This window comes from Mucilaginibacter panaciglaebae (assembly GCF_039539265.1).
Classification (GTDB): Bacteria; Bacteroidota; Bacteroidia; order Sphingobacteriales; family Sphingobacteriaceae; genus Mucilaginibacter; species Mucilaginibacter panaciglaebae.
Genome location: NZ_BAABCV010000003.1, coordinates 368,962 through 386,078, shown reverse-complemented (window position 1 = coordinate 386,078; position 17,117 = coordinate 368,962). Strand labels below are relative to the sequence as shown.

Here is a 17,117-nt window from a genome sequence, read left to right as displayed (position 1 = left end):
AGATGATCAAAATATTAGCTAACGATGGGATAGATCCTATCGGTAAAAAAATGTTAGAGGATGCCGGTTTCGAGGTTGATACTAACAATATTCCGCAGGACGAACTGCCTGTTAAATTACAGAACTACGATGCGATAACCGTACGCAGCGCAACTAAAGTGCGCGCCGCCTTGATCGATGCTTGCCCTAACCTGAAGCTGATTGGCCGCGGTGGTGTTGGCGTGGACAATATCGACGTTGACTATGCCAAAGAAAAAGGTATCGGCGTTTATAATACGCCGGCTTCTTCATCATTATCTGTGGCCGAGCTTGTTTTTGCCCAGTTGTTTACCGGTGTGCGTTTCCTGCACGACAGTAACCGCAAAATGCCGGTTGAAGGTGCAACCAATTTCAATGGTTTAAAGAAAGCTTATGCTAAAGGCATAGAGCTGCGTGGTAAAAAATTAGGTATCGTAGGTTTCGGTCGTATAGGCCGCGAAGTGGCTAAAATAGCTATAGGCGTAGGTATGGATGTTTTGGCTTACGATCTGTTCCCGTTTAACCCTGAAGTTGAAATTGTTTTAGGTACAGGCGGTACTAAAGTAAATGTTTCTGTTAAAACTTCAACTTTAGACGAGATCATTAAAACTGCCGATTTCATTACCCTGCACACTCCGTTTATCGACAAAGCCCTGATTGGTGCCGAAGAGCTTGCGCAAATGAAGAAAGGCGTACAATTGATCAATATATCGCGTGGTGGTTTAATTGACGAGTTGGCGCTGATCGATGCGTTGAATAGCGGCCAGGTTTCATACGCAGCATTAGACGTATTTGATAACGAGCCAACCCCTCGTCAGGAAATTTTGTCCCATCCAAAAATTTCGTTAACACCGCATATTGGTGCAGCTACCAACGAAGCCCAGGAACGTATTGGTGTTGAGCTTGCCAGCCTTATTATCGGTCATTTTAAGAAATAGTACGATTATTAATTCACAATAATTGAAAAAAGGCGCGTTAAGCGCCTTTTTTGTTGCTAACCTATAAAAGCCTTTGGGCCATTGTACAGCGCCAGACGTATTAAATTACGGCAGATGCTTGCCCTGTCGTTCCTTAATGGGTCACAGTGTAAATTCAATCAAGTGTTGGCCGTTTTTAGGGATTATCATGCAGATTAGCTGTTTCACTTTAGGTGTTTCACTTCGTTGGGCAAAAAAAGACAAATTATGTCTTATAGTGCTAATAATAAGCTATTTACATACGTTTACCTAAAGTATTTGTACTGTTTCAAAGTGTTTCACTCGTTTTTTGTAAATATCTTATTTTCAACTACTTAACGTGTAAAAGTGTTTCAAGTGTTTCAAAGTGTTTCATTATTTTGTGAAACACTTTGTGGCATTAAAACCTGGTTACTTAAAACAAAAAACGGCCTTTTGCCTTTTACCATTAACCCTTTACCTCAATAAAAATGAAGATAGCAGTATTTGGTGCAAGCGGTCGTATTGGTAGCCGTATCGTTCAAGAAGCTTTAAACCGGGGGCATGATGTTACCGCCATTGTCCGACATCCCGAAAATTACACGCTGATCCATGATCACCTTAAAGTAGCCAAAGGCGACTTATTTGATAAGCAGGATGTCGAAACCGGCGCCTTCGATCAGGACGCCGTTGTATGCGCCTACAGTAATACACGTGGCGCACCGCCCTCAACTATTGCCGAGCTTGCAATACCGCTTATAATGGGTTTAAAACAAGCACATGTTAAACGTTTGATTGTGGTTGGCGGTGCAGGCAGCCTGACGATTCCCTCAGGTATACAATTAGTAGATACACCAAATTTCCCGATTGAGTATAAGTCAACCGCGCTTGCACATCGCGATGCCCTGAAGTTATATCAAAACGAAAAAGAATTAGAGTGGACCTACATAAGCCCGGCTGCAGAAACAGCGCCCGGCGAACGTACCGGAAAGTTCAGGATAGGTGGTACGCAATTGCTTAGCGATGAAACAGGCAGAAGCTTCATCACTATGGAAGACTACGCCATTGCGGTTGTGGATGAGATTGAAAATCCAACACATATACGGCAGCAGATGACGGTGGCTTATTAGGCCCCTATATACTATTTAAATGAATATTTCGCCTTTTAAATAAGTAATAGCCTTGCCACTCATTAATACACGGTCACCTTGTAATTCGCACCATAGCTCGCCTTTACGGGCAGATATCTGATAGGCATGCAATTGGTCTTTACCCAGCACTTTGGCCCAGTAAGGTATCAAATTGCAGTGAGCCGAACCGGTAACCGGATCTTCAGGAATGCCGGCACCCGGCGCAAAGAACCGCGATACAAAATCAACATCCTTGCCACGTGCGGTAACTATCACGCCAACGGTATCCATTTTTGATAGCGCGAAAAAATCAGGGTTAATCTCGCTGATATTATCTTCAGATTCATATACTACAAAGAAATCTCTTGAACGGAAAAATCCGATAGGAGCTATGCCACCCAAAGCCTGTACCAATCCGTTCGGCTCCTCGATAGGTATAGGTGGCCTTGATGGAAAATCCAAAGTGTATTTGTCGCCGTTGCGCGTAACTGTAAGTGCTCCAGATTTCATGGTTTCAAAATGGATCATATCGCCTACATATCCCAACTCGGTAAATAAAATATGTGCCGATGCCAGTGTAGCATGGCCGCAAAGATCTATCTCGTATTCGGGTGTAAACCAGCGCAGCAAATAGCCTGTTTGGCTTTTTACAAAAAATGCGGTCTCGGCCAGGTTATTCTCGGCCGCAATTTTTTGCATTACTGCCTCAGGTAACCACTCGGTAAGCGGACAAATAGCAGCGGGGTTGCCGCCAAACAGCTGGTCGGTAAATGCATCGGCCTGGTAAATAGGGATAGTCATGATCTTGTATTTTTATATATTGCTAATGTAGTTGTAAGTTACCAGATCATCAACGCTATTGATTGGTTTTGTGACACCTTCATGTAAAAGTATGATCCTGTCGCTCACTTCAAGTACACTATAGTATTGATGGTCGGTAACAATAATGCCTTTTGTTTTTGCAACCTCACGTATCAATTGCTTGAAATATTCTGCTTGTACAGGCGTAATATGGGTAAAAGGCTCGTCAAGCAAAATAAAATCAGCCTTGCTGTAAATGATCATCAGCATTTCCAGTTGCCGCAATTCGCCGCCCGAAAGTTGCTCAGGTTTTTTATGCTGATGTTTTTGATAGATGTCTAACGTTGAGAATTGTTTCCAATATTGCTTATCAACCAGCATTACAGCCAGTTTGCTGATCTTGATGCCCTTAGGCAGATAACCTTGTTGAGACAAATAGGCTATACGGTTTTGCTGATAACCGTAATGAATAAATACATCGTCGATACTAACGTACTTATGCAACGGTGTAAGCGTGCCAAAGATCACTTTCAGCAACGATGATTTACCAGAACCATTACGGCCCAGCAAACCTAAAACTTCGCCTTGTTTACATTCCAGCCAGACATCGCGCAGTATTTTGCGGTCATCAAATTCCAGCTGTACACTGTCGACCTTTAGAACAAATGGCTGCATAGTTGGATCAGTAATATTACGGTGCTTGGTAAGATGCAGACTGCCACATCTATTACAAATGTAATTGTGATAATAGGCCTTAAGTGGTATCCCGCGTTGCGGAAATAAAAATAGCTCTGCTTTGCTGAAAAATGATACAGACCTAATGCGGCGGTAAAACCAACGATCTTGCCATATACCAATACGCCAAAATCAAAATGCCCGGCAGACATATAAGCGAAAAAGATGCCCGCAACAGTAAATGCGATGTTGTAAAGTAATAACAGCCGGTAAAGCTGTAAGGCTAACGTTATTGACTGTTTCAAGTAATTGATTGTGATAATTACATAAACAGGCCGGCCAGGAAATTATTGTTTGCGGTAAGATTTATTTATGTTGGAAGGATCAGAAACAAGAAAGCCTCCGGTACTTTACCGAAGGCTTTTTTGTAACCAGGCGTTAACCTAAATATGATTTCAGAATTTTACTTCTGCTGGTGTGTCTTAAACGTTGCAGCGCTTTGTCTTTAATCTGACGTACGCGTTCGCGGGTCAAGTTAAATTTCTCGCCAATCTCTTCTAATGAAAGGGGATGATTAGTACCCAAACCAAAGAACAATACAATGATCTCGCGCTCACGCTCAGTTAAAGTAGAAAGCGAACGTTTTATCTCTTCTGAAAGCGACTCGTTGATCAAAATGGAGTCGGTATTTGGTTCAGAGTTTTCTAATACGTCTAGCAGGGTATTTTCCTCGCCTTGTACAAACGGAGCGTCCATTGATACATGACGGCCCGAGTTGCTCAGCGTGTCAGATATTTTATCAACAGTGGTTTCAAGCATGTCGGCCAACTCTTCTGGCGAAGGTTCGCGCTCATATTCTTGCTCTAATTTTGAAAAGGCTTTGCTGATCTTGCTTAATGAGCCTACCTGGTTTAGTGGTAAACGCACTATACGAGACTGCTCTGCGATAGCCTGTAATATAGACTGACGGATCCACCAAACGGCGTATGAAATGAATTTAAATCCTTTAGTTTCGTCAAAGCGTTTTGCGGCTTTGATGAGGCCTAGGTTACCTTCGTTTATTAAATCGCCCAGTGTTAGGCCTTGATTTTGATATTGTTTAGCAACCGATACAACGAAGCGAAGGTTGGTTTTGGTTAAACGCTCTAAAGCGGCCTGATCACCTTCTCTGATTTTTTGTGCTAAGATTACTTCTTCTTCGGCTGTTATTAGGTCAACTTTACCAATTTCGTGAAGATATTTATCAAGTGACTGAGATTCACGGTTGGTAATGGATTGTGTGATTTTGAGTTGTCTCATTTATTTTATTAACCTCGATTCGTAGTTTGAGAATTGAACGTGCAAAGGTACAAAAAAGTTTGCCTATATTTTAGTATTAAAAAATGTTTATATATTATTCATTTTCAATGATTAATTGCATGGTTTTTGCGGTGCCCGCCTAAATCTCACTCAATTTAAACGTATCGCCCAAACGTATGCCTTTCTCTGTTTGCTGCAAGGTACAACATTCGTTAACCGGATCGTGTTCCAGGAACAATATATAACTTTTTGCTAAAGCTTCCTCTAAAAATTGCTGTTTTTCTGTTAAAGTCTGCAACGGAAACATGTCATAAGCCATTATATAAGGTAGGGGCAGATGCCCGACAGACGGCAGCAAATCAGCCATATACAACACTTGTTTGCCTTTATAATTTATTAACGGTAACATCATTGATTCTGTATGTCCGTAGGCAAACCGGATAGCTATATCGGTACCGAATTTTACATTGTCGTGAGCTTCGATATACTTTAATTGGCCGCTTTCCTGTATGGGTAAAATGTTTTCCTTTAAAAATGATGCTTTCTCGCGCTGGTTAGGATTTACCGCCCACCCCCAATGTTTTTCATTACTCCAGTAAGTTGCATTTTTAAATGCCGGAACAAGTTTATTCCCCTGCCGGATAATAGCTCCGCCTACATGGTCAAAATGCATATGCGTCAGAAACACGTCTGTAATATCGTCCCGATGAAAGCCATGAGCACTTAATGACTTGTCCATGGCATCGTCACCATGCAGATAATAGTGGCTAAAAAACTTCTCGTCTTGTTTATTGCCAATGCCGGTATCCACCAGTATCAATCTATTGCCATCCTGTATCAATAAACAGCGCATAGCCCAGGTGCAAAGGTTATTAGCATCGGCGGGATTGGTTTTTTGCCAGATAGTTTTAGGTACCACGCCAAACATAGCGCCACCATCTAACTTGAAAAAGCCGGTGTTAATGGTATAGAGGTTCATTGGTTAGTCAGTCGATAGACAATGGTCTATAGTCCATAGTTAAAGTAAAAACAAAAAAGTCGATAATCCAAGTAAAATAACTAAGGATTATCGACTATGTCTATGGACTTAAAAATTACAAGTGTATGCACTCGCCGTAGGCTTCGGCAGCAGCCTCCATGATAGCTTCGCTCATGGTAGGGTGAGGGTGTACCGTTTTGATGATATCATGACCCGTAGTTTCCAATTTACGGGCTGTTACAGCCTCTGCAATCATTTCGGTAACGTTATTGCCAATCATGTGTGCGCCTAAAAACTCGCCATACTTGGCATCAAAAATCAATTTGACGAAACCATCTTTAGTTCCGGCAGCACTTGCTTTACCCGATGCCGAGAATGGGAATTTACCCACTTTGATTTCGTAACCGGCTTCTTTAGCTGCTTTTTCGGTATAGCCGACAGATGCAATTTCAGGGCTGCAATAAGTACAGCCCGGGATATTGTTATAATCAAGCGGCTCAGGTTTTAGTCCTGCAATTTTTTCAACGCAGATAATGCCTTCGGCTGATGCCACGTGGGCAAGCGCCTGGCCTTTAACTATATCGCCAATGGCATAAACACCTTCAACGTTAGTGCGGTAGTAATCATCAACTAAAACTTTACCACGATCTGTTTTTACGCCGTTTTCTTCCAGGCCGATGCCTTCGATGTTGGTAGAAATACCAACTGCCGACAATACGATCTCAGCTTCCAGAACTTCTGTACCGGTAGCTGTTTTAACGGTTACTTTACAGCCTTCGCCGCTGGTATCAACAGATTCAACATTTGAGCCGGTCATGATATTGATACCTTGTTTCTTCAGTACACGGGCGAGTGTTTTTGACACTTCTTCGTCCTCCAGCGGAACGATGTTGTCGAGGTACTCAACAACAGTAACTTTAGTACCGATTGAGTTGTAGAAATATGCAAACTCAATACCGATAGCGCCCGAGCCTACGACAATCATTGAAGCTGGTTTTTTAGGCAATATCATAGCCTGGCGATAACCGATAACTTTTTTGAAGTCCTGTTTCAGGTTAGGCAATTCGCGCGAACGGCCTCCTGTAGCTAATATGATGTGTTTAGCTTTATATTCTTTAACGCCGTCGTTTGTTCTTACTTCGACAACGCCTTTGTTTTTCAATTTACCGGTGCCGGTTATAACGTCAATTTTATTTTTCTTCATTAAAAACTGAACGCCCTTACTCATGCCGTCAGCAACGCCGCGGCTTCTTTTAATAACGGACTCAAAGTCGACCTCGCCGCCGTTTACATTGATGCCATATTCAGACGCATGGTTAAGATATTCAAAAACTTGCGCGCTTTTTAATAACGCTTTGGTTGGGATACATCCCCAGTTAAGGCAGATGCCACCTAAAGATTCTCTTTCAACTACTGCGGTTTTTAAACCAAGTTGGGAAGCGCGGATTGCAGCAACATAGCCGCCCGGGCCAGACCCTATAACAATTACATCGTAGTCCATATTTGTAGTTTCGTTCTTGTGTTAAGTATTTGCGAGCCAAAGCTAAGTAAAACCGCTGAAAGCAAAAAACCGCAAGGGGGTATTTACATCATTTGAGTATCATTTAACGGCTATAAAATCTATAAATACCATAGATTAACTATAAGGAAAAATTATATATTTTGGTATGAAATTCACACCTATAGACTCATAAAATTTTGCATTTTGATTGATAAGTAACAAAATGTTAATAAAAACAAAAAAAAATATTGCAATTGGTAACATAAAATTAACCCGATGCATTAGGTTAACAAGTATATTTGTCACTGCAATTTTTTAGTTAAACGAATTCAAAACAAAACATCGTATGAGGAAGCTTTTACTTATTCTTTTTATTGGCTTGTTTACTACCGGAGCGGTATTTGCTCAGAGCGGAACAGTAAGAGGCAAATTGCTTGATGCTCAAACAAAAGAACCACTAATTGGTGCTACTGTTGGCGTTAAAGGCACAACAAATGGTGTAGCCGTATCACTTGACGGCAGCTTTAAAATTATCGCTGATAACGGCGCTACCTTAGTATTATCGTACATTGGCTATGTAACAAGAGAAATAACAGTTACCGGCAGTGACCTTGGTGAGATTTTACTTGACCCCTCATCTGCTTCAGTAAAAGAAGTAGTAGTTTCTGCAAACGCCGCACAAGCTATTGACAGAAAAACTCCTATTGCTGTATCGTCAGTGGGTAGAGTATATATTGAAGAGAAAGGCGCCGGCGCCGAATTTCCTGAACTTTTGAAGGCTGCTCCTGGCGTAATGACTTCAAAAGGTGGCGGTGGTTACGGCGACTCACGCGTTAGTATCCGTGGATTTAGCAGTAACAACGTTGCGCTATTAATCAACGGCTTACCTGTCAACGACGTTGAGGCTGGTAAAATTTTCTGGAACGACTGGGCCGGTTTGAGCGATGTTACTACTAATATGCAAGTACAACGTGGTATCGGTGCTTCTACTGTTGCGGTACCTTCATTGGGTGGTACTATTAACATTACAACAAAAAGTACTGAAACTCAGGAAGGCGGAACTATTTCGCAAAGTTTAGGGACGTATGGAATGAGTAAAACGGTTATTTCATATTCAACCGGCTTAACAGATAAGGGATGGGCCACTTCATTTTTGTTAGCAAAAAATCAAGGCGATGGTTATGCGCCAGGCCTTTACTACACTGGTTACAGCTATTTTGCTAACATCTCGAAGGTGTTGAGTCCGTCTCAAACATTGTCCTTTAACTTTTTGGGTGCAACTCAGACCCACGGTCAGCGTTACACTTTTAACACTATTAATACTTACAGAGCCAATACTTTAGGTATCCGTTATAACTCTGACTACGGTTATTTAAACGGCCAAATGTTGAGTGCCGAACAGAATTATTACAACAAACCTTTAGCATCGCTTAACCACAACTGGAAAATTGATGAAACTTCATCTTTATCTACTGTAGTTTATGGTTCATGGGGTACAGGTGCTGCTCGTTATTTGGCTACCGCTTCTGGTACTTCTGCCATTTTAACGCCGGGTTCAAGTAATGTTCCGAGAACAGGCGACATTTATTCTACAATTGACTTTGATGCCATAGTAAATAAAAATGCCAATAGCGTCGACGGAGTTGCATCTCCATTTTTCCAAAATACAGTTAATAACCATCAGCAATATGGCTTATTGAGCACTTATAAGAAAAAAGTTGGTGACATAGACCTATTAGCCGGTCTTGATGGCCGATATTACCAAGCCGAACACTATGCGGAGATTCAGGATTTGCTTGGTGGCCGATATGTTATTGATACCAGAAACAACAGTGCAACATCACCTTATGGTGATCTAAATAATCCAAACAGGTTAGTGCAGGTGGGCGACAAATTTAATAACGATTATAGATACCAGATTGCATCTGAAGGGGTGTACTTGCAAGCAGAGTATAACAAAGATAACCTTTCTGCTTTTGCCAGTTTAGCCGGTACAAATACCAGTAACAGACGTACAGACTACTTTAATTACCTGACAACTGACCTTAACCGTGTTAGTAAATGGGTTAACTTTTTAGGCTACCAGGCTAAGGGTGGCGCCAACTATAACCTTGATGCTCACAATAACTTATTCGCTAATATGGGTTATATACAAAGAGCGCCACTGGTTGCAAACGTTTTTGTAAACAAGAAAAATGATCTGAATCCGGACGTAAAACCTGAAAAACTATTTACCTATGAGTTAGGTTATGGTTTCAGAAGTTCTATGTTTAGTGCTAATGTTAACTTGTACCGCGCAACTTATAAAGACAGAGCTAAAACCTACTCGTATGTTGACAATGGCGAAGTTAGTAATATCAACATCACCGGTATAAATGAATTACATCAGGGTGTTGAGGTTGACGCTAAATTCCGTCCAATTAATACCGTAACTTTGAGCGGTAGTTTGTCCATTGGCGATTTCCACTACACAAGCAACACAGGCGCAGCTCAGGTTACTACAGAAGGCGGAGCATCACACACACAACCTGCTTTATTGCTTAAAAACTTAAAAATTGGCGAATTTGGTACTTCAAACACCGCAGCCCAAACAACTGCAGCTTTAGGTGCAGATATTCAAGTATTACCACGTGTTAAAATAGGCGCTAACTGGAACTATTACGCACGTTACTATGCGTCATTCGACCCTTCGAAAATAACAACTACTCAACAAGCTTTAGCTGGTCAGGCTTATAGCAATTATGCTCTTCCAAACTTCTCGACTACTGATTTGAACTTTGTTTACCGTTTCAAATTTGCAGGTTTAGATGCTTCGTTCATTGCTAACGTTTACAATGTATTTAATACTGAATACATTGCTGACGCATTTGAAAACACTATCCCTGGTAGTGCTGCTGATTATGCCTTTGTTAAAAGAACGAATGCTATGGGCGTTTGGTACGGTTCGCCAAGAACCTATGTTACAACATTGAAAATTAAATTCTAATAAAAGATATTAACATGAAAAAGATTTCTTACTTACTGGGCATAGCTGTAGTTGCGGTTATAAGTGCTTGTAATCCGCTTGATAAAACGTATAAGCAACTCGGTGATTTACCTGCGCCGGCCGCACCGGCTGCTTCTGTTACCATAACATTGTCAGCAGCTGATTATGCCTTACTGCCAAAAGGCAATTCTGCACAAAAGTCTCTCTATTTTAAAACTGTAGACTCTGCAAAAGCAGGTATACCGCTTATTCTTGCTGCTAAGTACCCAACTTATGGCGAAAAATCATCAGCTACGGTAACTTATGCCGCTGCTCCGCTTTCTGTTAAGTCGGTTGATTCAATATACAATGACGTGGCTTATACCTTAAAGCCGGCTGATTACACATTAAATGGAGGCACAACTACCTACACTAACTTTAGTGCCACACAGATCATAACCTGGTTAGGGATTAAATATCCTGCAGCTGTTGAAAATCAAATAGCAGTTATTACATTTAATTTCTATGAAGGAGGTGCTACAACTACCGGTGTGCAGCAGTCATTCCTGTTCAAAGGTGGTGTATGGACTAAGTTATATACAATTTCGCCTGCTCAATACGCTTCAATAGGAAAAGGGGGTAATAACAATGACTTTGTTTCTGCCGATGCAGCGTTATTGCCTAACTATTTTAATGCCTTTTTAAAAGTAGATCCTGCTGTTTCGGCTACGGCTAAAGCTGGTGATACCAAATATGTTAGTTATAAATATTATGCCGGCGGTGCTGCGCCAAATACCTTCCAACGTGTGATGGTACTTACGTTTGATGGCACTAACTGGACAACCACATCTACTCCCGGAACAATTGTATTTGCAAAAACCAACGGTATCTGGGTGGCTGATAACACGGTAACTTTAAAACTGGCATCAGCGGATTATAAGTTTATTGCTGCTATTCCTGGTATTGCAAGTGACGCCGCTATGGCTAACTTAAATTCTTTTGGTAACTTTAACATTCAAGGCGGTGCCACCAGCTGGACTGATGATCAGATCAATAATGGCATTATTGCTTTATTAAAGTCTAAATATGCGACAGCGGAGACAGATCAAAAATTTGTAATTACTTATGCTGCCTATAGCGGTGGTAACATAGTGGTAACTAAAACATTTGTTTTCAACGGTACAACTTTTGTATTACAGCAATAATTAGTTAAGCTATAAAACAAAGAAAGCCGCCCGATTATCGGGTGGCTTTCTTTGTTTTATAATAACTTTGGTTTAAACTTTAGCCTTCATAAAAATCTGTCAATGCGCCAAAATAACTGTCATTCCAGCCTTCAACCATGTCGTTGTAGGCCTCGTCGGGGATATTAGTGTGCCTTAATTCTACAGAGGTTCCTGCTTTGTCAGGATGCAGTTTTAGGGTAACGATAGATTCTTCATCCTGACCTTCAAAATACCATTGCTGTACTATCTTTTTACCGGGTTCAAACTCAATGTTACGGCCCACAATAGCGCCGTCCCACATTGAAAATTCAGAGCCCGGTTCGGTCGACATTTCAGCAGCTTCGCCTGTCCATAATTGAATGGTAAGCGGATTGGTCAGCGCCAGGTAAACCGTTTCCGGCGTTTCAGGGATGATATAATATTTTTTATAATCTTTCACCCACGCAAGTTAGGCATTTACCGGCCCAATTGGCAATACTGTTTTTCCGTAAACCTCATTGAGCAGTAGGGCTACACCAGTGTAAATAGCAGAAGCGCCGCAAATAATACCCTCATATCCGGCTAATTTGCCAATGTTTTTGTTCCCGGTGGCATCACCTATGGCTAATAAGGCAAACAACACTACCAGCGAACCAAATACAAATTGCAACGCGCGGTTTAATCTCAGGGTTCCAAAAAACAATAGTAAGGTAAATAAACCCCATATAGAAAGATACGCCACCATGGCGCTTTCGGCAGGAGCTGCAGCCCAACCCAGTTTAGGCATAACAATCAAGCCCACTAACGATAGCCAGAAAAAGCCATACGAAGTAAAAGCAGTCAGTCCGAAGGTGTTGTTCTTTTTAGCTTCGATTACGCCGGCTATTACCTGTGCAAGTCCGCCATAAAAAATGCCCATGGCCAGTATCATCGAGTTCATTTCAAAAACGCCTGCGTTGTGGACGTTTAGCAAAACAGTGGTCATGCCAAAGGCGCATAGCCCAAGTGGCGCCGGATTGGCAATGCCATCCTTTACAGTTGCAATAGTTGTCATAAGTGCTTGGTTAAATTGGTTTGTTATTGCAATTTAAACCATTTATAATCATTTGCAACATTAAAACAGATTTTTGAATCAGGCGTTTATCTTCCAGGATGCAGAAATTAGTACTGATAAGGCATGGCGAAAGTGTCTGGAATCATGAAAACAGATTTACCGGGTGGACAGATGTCGACCTTTATGCTGACGGTTGCGAACAAGCAAAATGCGCCGGCCAGTTACTCAAAAAACAGGGCTTTACTTTTGACGCCGGGTATGCGTCGGTATTAAAAAGATCCATTAAAACACTCCATATTTTATTGGAAGAATTAGACCATTTGTGGATACCGGTAATCAAGTCATGGCGACTAAACGAGCGTTTTTATGGCGCGCTGCAGGGGCTTAATAAGCAAGAAATCATCAATAAATATGGCATTGAACAAGTACAAAAATGGCGTCGTGATCCAAACGAAGATCCGCCGCCGATAACTAAAGAAGACGATCGTTATCCCGGTCATGACATCCGTTATAAAAACCTGACCGAAGTCGAATTACCTTTAACCGAAAACTTAAAGCAGACGATGGATAGAGTATTGCCACTGTGGAATAACGAGATTGTGCCGGTTTTAAAAAACAAACAAAAGATTATTATTTGCGCACACGGCAACAGCTTACGCGCATTGGTTAAATATCTTGATAAACTGACCGATGAAGATGTCACTAAACTTGAAATACCCACAGCTACGCCGTTGGTTTATGAGCTTGATGATGAGCTAAATCGTCTAAGGCATTACTATTTGCAATAATGGTAATTTGTTTGTTACGATTAGGAGCTTCGTTTGTATTGTGCCAATGGGAAGTTACTTTAGCAAGGTAACCACCATATATAATGAAAATGAAAAGATTAATCACTGTATTACTGTTATTATTCTCTTTGCTTAATCTACCGGTATTTGCGCAGAGTGCTGATGAGCGCGCCGTTGTCAGCCAGGTAGAGACTATGCGTAAAGCAATGATAGCAGGGGATAGATCAGTTTTAAATAACGTTTTGGCTGATAGGCTAAGTTATGGCCAATTTTTTGGGCCGGTAGATAACAAAACCCAATTTATTGATGCTTTGGTTAAGGTGGCCTTTACCCGTATAGACTTAAAAGACCAGAAGATTCAGGTAGATGGGAACACAGCCATAGTGCGCCATAAATTTATTGCCGATGCCACCGAAAATGGCAGAACTCATAGTATCGCTATTGGTGTATTGCAGGTTTGGAAAAAGATCAATAACCGCTGGCTGCTTTATGCCCGCCAGGGTTATAAATTATAAATTCCCTTTTTAATCCTCACTTTTATACAGGTCGCCGGCTTTTGTTGCTGATAGCTTGATGCCTTTTATCATAGCAGAGCTAAAGCCGTTATGTTCCATCTCGTTTAATCCTGCAATTGTACAGCCTTTTGGCGAAGTTACCTTATCAATTTCCTGCTCGGGGTGTGATGCCAGTTGCAGTAAAAGGTTAGCCGCACCTTTAGCCGTTTGAGCGGCCATTTTAAGGGCATCATGCGCATGGAAGCCAATCTCAGTCCCGCCTTGTGATGCCGCACGTACTGAGCGTAAAAAGAACGCAATACCACAAGCGCAAAGGGCGGTAGCTGCGGTCATCAGTTCCTCATTGATCTGAATAGTTACACCAACGGTATCAAATAATGATCTGACCAGATTTACATTCTTTGCGCTTCCATTGTCGGTAGCAATACAAGTCATAGAGTCGCCAATAGCAATAGCCGTATTAGGCATAGCACGTATAACCTGTACATTCATCTCCAGTTGTTCGCGGATATCGTTACAGGTAACACCTGATATCACGGAAACCAAAAATTGTTTTTCTGATTTAATAGCAGGTTTAATCTCTTCCAGTAGTTTATTTAACTGCTGTGGTAGCACTGCCAAAATAACGATATCAGCCTTTTTAGCAGCTTTTACGTTTAAGTTGGTCACCTGGTAGCCTTGAGCTGCATATTCGTCAAGCGCATCTAAATTACGGCGCGTCAGGGTTATTTGCTGCGGTTTGCAAATACCTGACTTAACCAGCCCCTTTGCTAATGATAAACCTATATTTCCGCTGCCTAAAATGGCTATATGTTGTTGCGAATTCATGATATCTTACTTAATGTTGTTCCAAATGGTCTGCCGCGCTTTAACTCGCCTAAATCATCAGCGTGGCCAATTACTACTGCCTTAACACCGCATGATATCGCGGTAAAAGCATTCTCGAGTTTAGGCAACATGCCGCTATGAATAATTTGCCTGGTTTTTAATTCTTCGTATCTAACGGGGTCAATGTCTCTTATAATTGAGTCGTCGTCGTTTACATCCATCAATACACCTTTTTTCTCAAAGCAATATATCAGGGTAGTTTCAAACAGCGATGACAACGAAACAGCCAAAGCAGAGGCAATGGTATCGGCATTGGTGTTTAAAAGCTGACCTTCGCCATCATGCGTCAACGCACAAAAAGCAGGAGTGAAGCCAGCTTCCAGTAACCGGGCAATACCGGCAGTATCTACCGATTGGTCATCAATATCACCCACAAAACCATAGTCGATAGTTTTTACCGGGCGTTTTTTTGTTCGGATAAAATTGCCATCGGCACCAGTTAGGCCAATGGCGTTGGTGCCAAAGCGCTGTAGTTGCGCTACAATGTTTTTGTTGATTAAACCACCGTAAACCATCGTAACTACACGCAGGGTCTCTATGTCGGTAATCCGGCGCCCATCAACCAGCTTAGCCTCAATGCCTAAGGTTTCAGACAATTGCGTGGCTACTTTACCGCCGCCGTGTACCAGTATCTTATATCCGTCAAGACTGGTGAAATCCTTCAAGAAATGATATAGATTTTCTGAATTATCGATAACATTTCCACCGATTTTAATGATATGCAAGGATTTCATGCCTGATTGATACTGATTTTGTTGCAAAATTAACTAATTATTGGGCAAAACTGGGCGCTTTTAATAAGTTTTCAATTGAAACTTATTAATTATTATTAGAAATGAGTAAATATTTGGTTTTGATTGCTAATCAGATGACTCCTATGAATATTGTTAGACAGGGCGGCAGCTTGAAAGTATTTAACATATGTAGGCCGGATAACCATAGCCAAAATGCGTATATTGATTCGGTACCATTAATAGGAATAGTAATAAAAGATGAACTTTGCTTATTTTAGTATTCACTAAAACCATTTTGCATTATGTCTGTCACCTATATCTATGGAACAACAAAACGCGAGTAAACCACGGGTTGTTATCATCGGCGGTGGTTTTGCCGGATTACAATTAGCAAAAAAACTAAAAGATGCACCGGTCGAGGTGCTGATGCTTGATAAACACAATTATCATACTTTTCAGCCGCTGCTTTATCAAGTTGCTATGGGGGCTATTCCTGCCGATTCTATCGCGTTTCCCATTCGTCGCATTTTTACCTACCAGGATAACTTTAGTTTTAACTTGGCGTACGTCCAAAAAATAAATCCCGAGGCAAATTCGGTTACGACCAATATAGGCGATATTCACTATGATTACCTGGTTATAGCGACTGGGTCAAACACCAACTTTTTTGGCAACAAGGAACTTGAAACCTGTACCATGCCCATGAAAAACCTGCCCGAGGCGCTTAATCTTCGCGGACTGACATTGCAACACCTGGAAAAGGCGCTCATCACCAAAGATAAAGACGAACGCGATGCGCTGATGACCTTTGTGGTAGTAGGCGGAGGCCCGACAGGCGTGGAGCTGGCTGGCGCATTAGGTGAAATGCGGCATTTGATATTAGAGAAAGATTACCATGGCTTGAGTAAACAGGATATGAAGGTGTATCTGGTTGAGGGTAAGGATAGACTGTTGGCTGCGATGTCCGCAGACGCCTCGCGCAAGGCCAAGCAGTTTCTGGCGGCTAACGATGTGATCATTTACAACAGTGTACACGTAGAGAGCTATGACGGCCATACCTTGAAGATAGATGACGGCATGGTGCTTAAAGCGCGTAATGTGTTTTGGGCAGCAGGGGTAATGGGAGAGGTGCCGGAAGGAATTGAAAACGCTAAATTAGTACGCGGTTCGCGCATTGAGACAGATGATATCAACCGGGTAAAAGGCTATGAAAATATTTTTGCTATTGGCGACGTGTCGGCTATTGTTAGCGAAGAATATCCGAACGGCCACCCGGGGGTTGCTCCGGCCGCAATTCAACAAGGTGCATGGCTGGCAAAGAACCTAACACACCTGATTAATGATGAACCCGCCGAGCCGTTTGTATACCACGATAAAGGCACGCTGGCAACTATTGGCCGTAACAAGGCCGTCGCCGATTTGGGTAAAGTACATTTTCAGGGATTTTTTGCATGGTTGCTTTGGGGCTTTGTACATATCCTGTCACTTGCGGGCTTTTCTAATAAAACCTCAGTAATATTAACCTGGCTCATTAATTATTTTACCAAAAACAGCGATAACCGTTTGATCGTCCGCAGCTTTAACCGGTCAACACGGATGGTTGAACCCGAGAAATAATTTGAACTTCAAT

General features: G+C 41.8%; 17 protein-coding genes. 7 read left to right on the top strand and 10 right to left on the bottom strand.

Annotation, left to right across the window (positions count from 1 at the left end; all coding sequences use genetic code 11):
• Positions 1–2: 2 nt before the first annotated feature.
• Together ABD772_RS05945 and ABD772_RS05940 are read left to right on the top strand one after the other, a co-directional pair.
• Positions 3–956, top strand: coding sequence for a D-2-hydroxyacid dehydrogenase (locus tag ABD772_RS05945; RefSeq protein ID WP_345101733.1), 954 nt, complete (start codon positions 3–5; stop codon positions 954–956).
• Between the two features lie 488 nt (positions 957–1,444).
• Positions 1,445–2,083 carry an NAD(P)-dependent oxidoreductase gene (locus tag ABD772_RS05940; protein ID WP_345101731.1) on the top strand — a complete coding sequence of 213 codons (639 nt, stop codon included), beginning with the start codon at positions 1,445–1,447 and terminating at the stop codon, positions 2,081–2,083.
• A gap of 15 nt (positions 2,084–2,098) precedes the next feature.
• Here the strand turns inward: ABD772_RS05940 and ABD772_RS05935 are convergent, their stop codons facing one another.
• The 6 genes from ABD772_RS05935 to lpdA form a co-directional block, all read right to left on the bottom strand.
• On the bottom strand, positions 2,099–2,884 hold the full coding sequence (locus ABD772_RS05935; RefSeq protein WP_345101729.1) for a PhzF family phenazine biosynthesis protein: 786 nt from the start codon (positions 2,882–2,884) through the stop codon (positions 2,099–2,101).
• Between the two features lie 12 nt (positions 2,885–2,896).
• Complete coding sequence (locus tag ABD772_RS05930; protein ID WP_345101727.1) at positions 2,897–3,559, bottom strand: ATP-binding cassette domain-containing protein; 663 nt, start codon at positions 3,557–3,559, stop codon at positions 2,897–2,899.
• Positions 3,541–3,864 carry a hypothetical protein gene (locus ABD772_RS05925; RefSeq protein ID WP_345101725.1) on the bottom strand — a complete coding sequence of 108 codons (324 nt, stop codon included), beginning with the start codon at positions 3,862–3,864 and terminating at the stop codon, positions 3,541–3,543. The genes ABD772_RS05930 and ABD772_RS05925 overlap by 19 nt, the downstream gene beginning before the upstream one ends.
• Before the next feature lie 133 nt (positions 3,865–3,997).
• Positions 3,998–4,858, bottom strand: coding sequence for a sigma-70 family RNA polymerase sigma factor (locus tag ABD772_RS05920; protein WP_144250350.1), 861 nt, complete (start codon positions 4,856–4,858; stop codon positions 3,998–4,000).
• A 139-nt stretch (positions 4,859–4,997) separates the two neighbouring features.
• On the bottom strand, positions 4,998–5,837 hold the full coding sequence (locus ABD772_RS05915; protein ID WP_345101721.1) for an MBL fold metallo-hydrolase: 840 nt from the start codon (positions 5,835–5,837) through the stop codon (positions 4,998–5,000).
• A gap of 115 nt (positions 5,838–5,952) precedes the next feature.
• The gene (gene lpdA / locus ABD772_RS05910) at positions 5,953–7,338 is read right to left on the bottom strand and encodes a dihydrolipoyl dehydrogenase (RefSeq protein WP_345101719.1); all 1,386 of its coding nucleotides are present in this window, start codon (positions 7,336–7,338) and stop codon (positions 5,953–5,955) included.
• 346 nt (positions 7,339–7,684) lie between these two features.
• Between lpdA and ABD772_RS05905 the strand changes: the two genes are divergently transcribed.
• On the top strand, positions 7,685–10,324 hold the full coding sequence (locus tag ABD772_RS05905) for a TonB-dependent receptor (protein WP_345101717.1): 2,640 nt from the start codon (positions 7,685–7,687) through the stop codon (positions 10,322–10,324).
• A 14-nt stretch (positions 10,325–10,338) separates the two neighbouring features.
• Complete coding sequence (locus ABD772_RS05900; protein ID WP_345101715.1) at positions 10,339–11,508, top strand: hypothetical protein; 1,170 nt, start codon at positions 10,339–10,341, stop codon at positions 11,506–11,508.
• Positions 11,509–11,587: 79 nt separating this feature from the next.
• Here ABD772_RS05900 and ABD772_RS05895 read toward each other — a convergent pair whose 3' ends face one another.
• Together ABD772_RS05895 and ABD772_RS05890 are read right to left on the bottom strand one after the other, a co-directional pair.
• The gene (locus tag ABD772_RS05895; protein WP_345101713.1) at positions 11,588–11,968 is read right to left on the bottom strand and encodes an SRPBCC domain-containing protein; all 381 of its coding nucleotides are present in this window, start codon (positions 11,966–11,968) and stop codon (positions 11,588–11,590) included.
• Positions 11,969–11,977: 9 nt separating this feature from the next.
• Complete coding sequence (locus ABD772_RS05890) at positions 11,978–12,562, bottom strand: acetate uptake transporter (RefSeq protein ID WP_345101711.1); 585 nt, start codon at positions 12,560–12,562, stop codon at positions 11,978–11,980.
• Between the two features lie 98 nt (positions 12,563–12,660).
• Here ABD772_RS05890 and gpmA point away from each other — a divergent pair, with 98 nt between their 5' ends.
• On the top strand, positions 12,661–13,350 hold the full coding sequence (gpmA, locus tag ABD772_RS05885) for a 2,3-diphosphoglycerate-dependent phosphoglycerate mutase (RefSeq protein ID WP_345101709.1): 690 nt from the start codon (positions 12,661–12,663) through the stop codon (positions 13,348–13,350).
• A gap of 89 nt (positions 13,351–13,439) precedes the next feature.
• Positions 13,440–13,865 (top strand): nuclear transport factor 2 family protein, encoded by a 426-nt coding sequence (locus ABD772_RS05880; RefSeq protein ID WP_345101707.1) that lies wholly within the window; start codon positions 13,440–13,442, stop codon positions 13,863–13,865.
• 9 nt (positions 13,866–13,874) lie between these two features.
• Here ABD772_RS05880 and proC read toward each other — a convergent pair whose 3' ends face one another.
• Both proC and argB read right to left on the bottom strand, forming a co-directional pair.
• On the bottom strand, positions 13,875–14,693 hold the full coding sequence (gene proC / locus ABD772_RS05875; RefSeq protein WP_345101705.1) for a pyrroline-5-carboxylate reductase: 819 nt from the start codon (positions 14,691–14,693) through the stop codon (positions 13,875–13,877).
• A complete protein-coding gene (argB, locus tag ABD772_RS05870) occupies positions 14,690–15,487 on the bottom strand; it encodes an acetylglutamate kinase (RefSeq protein ID WP_345101702.1) in 798 nt (265 codons plus the stop codon). Before argB ends, proC begins: the two co-directional genes overlap by 4 nt.
• A gap of 321 nt (positions 15,488–15,808) precedes the next feature.
• On the opposite strand from argB, the gene ABD772_RS05865 reads away from it, so the two are divergent.
• A complete protein-coding gene (locus ABD772_RS05865; protein ID WP_345101700.1) occupies positions 15,809–17,104 on the top strand; it encodes an NAD(P)/FAD-dependent oxidoreductase in 1,296 nt (431 codons plus the stop codon).
• Positions 17,105–17,117: the final 13 nt, after the last annotated feature.

Coding starts and splice junctions, on each gene's coding strand:
- ABD772_RS05880 (WP_345101707.1), top strand. CDS start 13,440: ATGAAAAGATTAATCACTGTATTACTGTTATTATTCTCTTTGCTTAAT.
- ABD772_RS05905 (WP_345101717.1), top strand. CDS start 7,685: ATGAGGAAGCTTTTACTTATTCTTTTTATTGGCTTGTTTACTACCGGA.
- ABD772_RS05930 (WP_345101727.1), bottom strand. CDS start 3,559: ATGCAGCCATTTGTTCTAAAGGTCGACAGTGTACAGCTGGAATTTGAT.
- ABD772_RS05865 (WP_345101700.1), top strand. CDS start 15,809: ATGGAACAACAAAACGCGAGTAAACCACGGGTTGTTATCATCGGCGGT.
- ABD772_RS05945 (WP_345101733.1), top strand. CDS start 3: ATGATCAAAATATTAGCTAACGATGGGATAGATCCTATCGGTAAAAAA.
- ABD772_RS05920 (WP_144250350.1), bottom strand. CDS start 4,858: ATGAGACAACTCAAAATCACACAATCCATTACCAACCGTGAATCTCAG.
- ABD772_RS05940 (WP_345101731.1), top strand. CDS start 1,445: ATGAAGATAGCAGTATTTGGTGCAAGCGGTCGTATTGGTAGCCGTATC.
- ABD772_RS05900 (WP_345101715.1), top strand. CDS start 10,339: ATGAAAAAGATTTCTTACTTACTGGGCATAGCTGTAGTTGCGGTTATA.
- lpdA (WP_345101719.1), bottom strand. CDS start 7,338: ATGGACTACGATGTAATTGTTATAGGGTCTGGCCCGGGCGGCTATGTT.
- argB (WP_345101702.1), bottom strand. CDS start 15,487: ATGAAATCCTTGCATATCATTAAAATCGGTGGAAATGTTATCGATAAT.
- ABD772_RS05915 (WP_345101721.1), bottom strand. CDS start 5,837: ATGAACCTCTATACCATTAACACCGGCTTTTTCAAGTTAGATGGTGGC.
- proC (WP_345101705.1), bottom strand. CDS start 14,693: ATGAATTCGCAACAACATATAGCCATTTTAGGCAGCGGAAATATAGGT.
- gpmA (WP_345101709.1), top strand. CDS start 12,661: ATGCAGAAATTAGTACTGATAAGGCATGGCGAAAGTGTCTGGAATCAT.
- ABD772_RS05935 (WP_345101729.1), bottom strand. CDS start 2,884: ATGACTATCCCTATTTACCAGGCCGATGCATTTACCGACCAGCTGTTT.
- ABD772_RS05890 (WP_345101711.1), bottom strand. CDS start 12,562: ATGACAACTATTGCAACTGTAAAGGATGGCATTGCCAATCCGGCGCCA.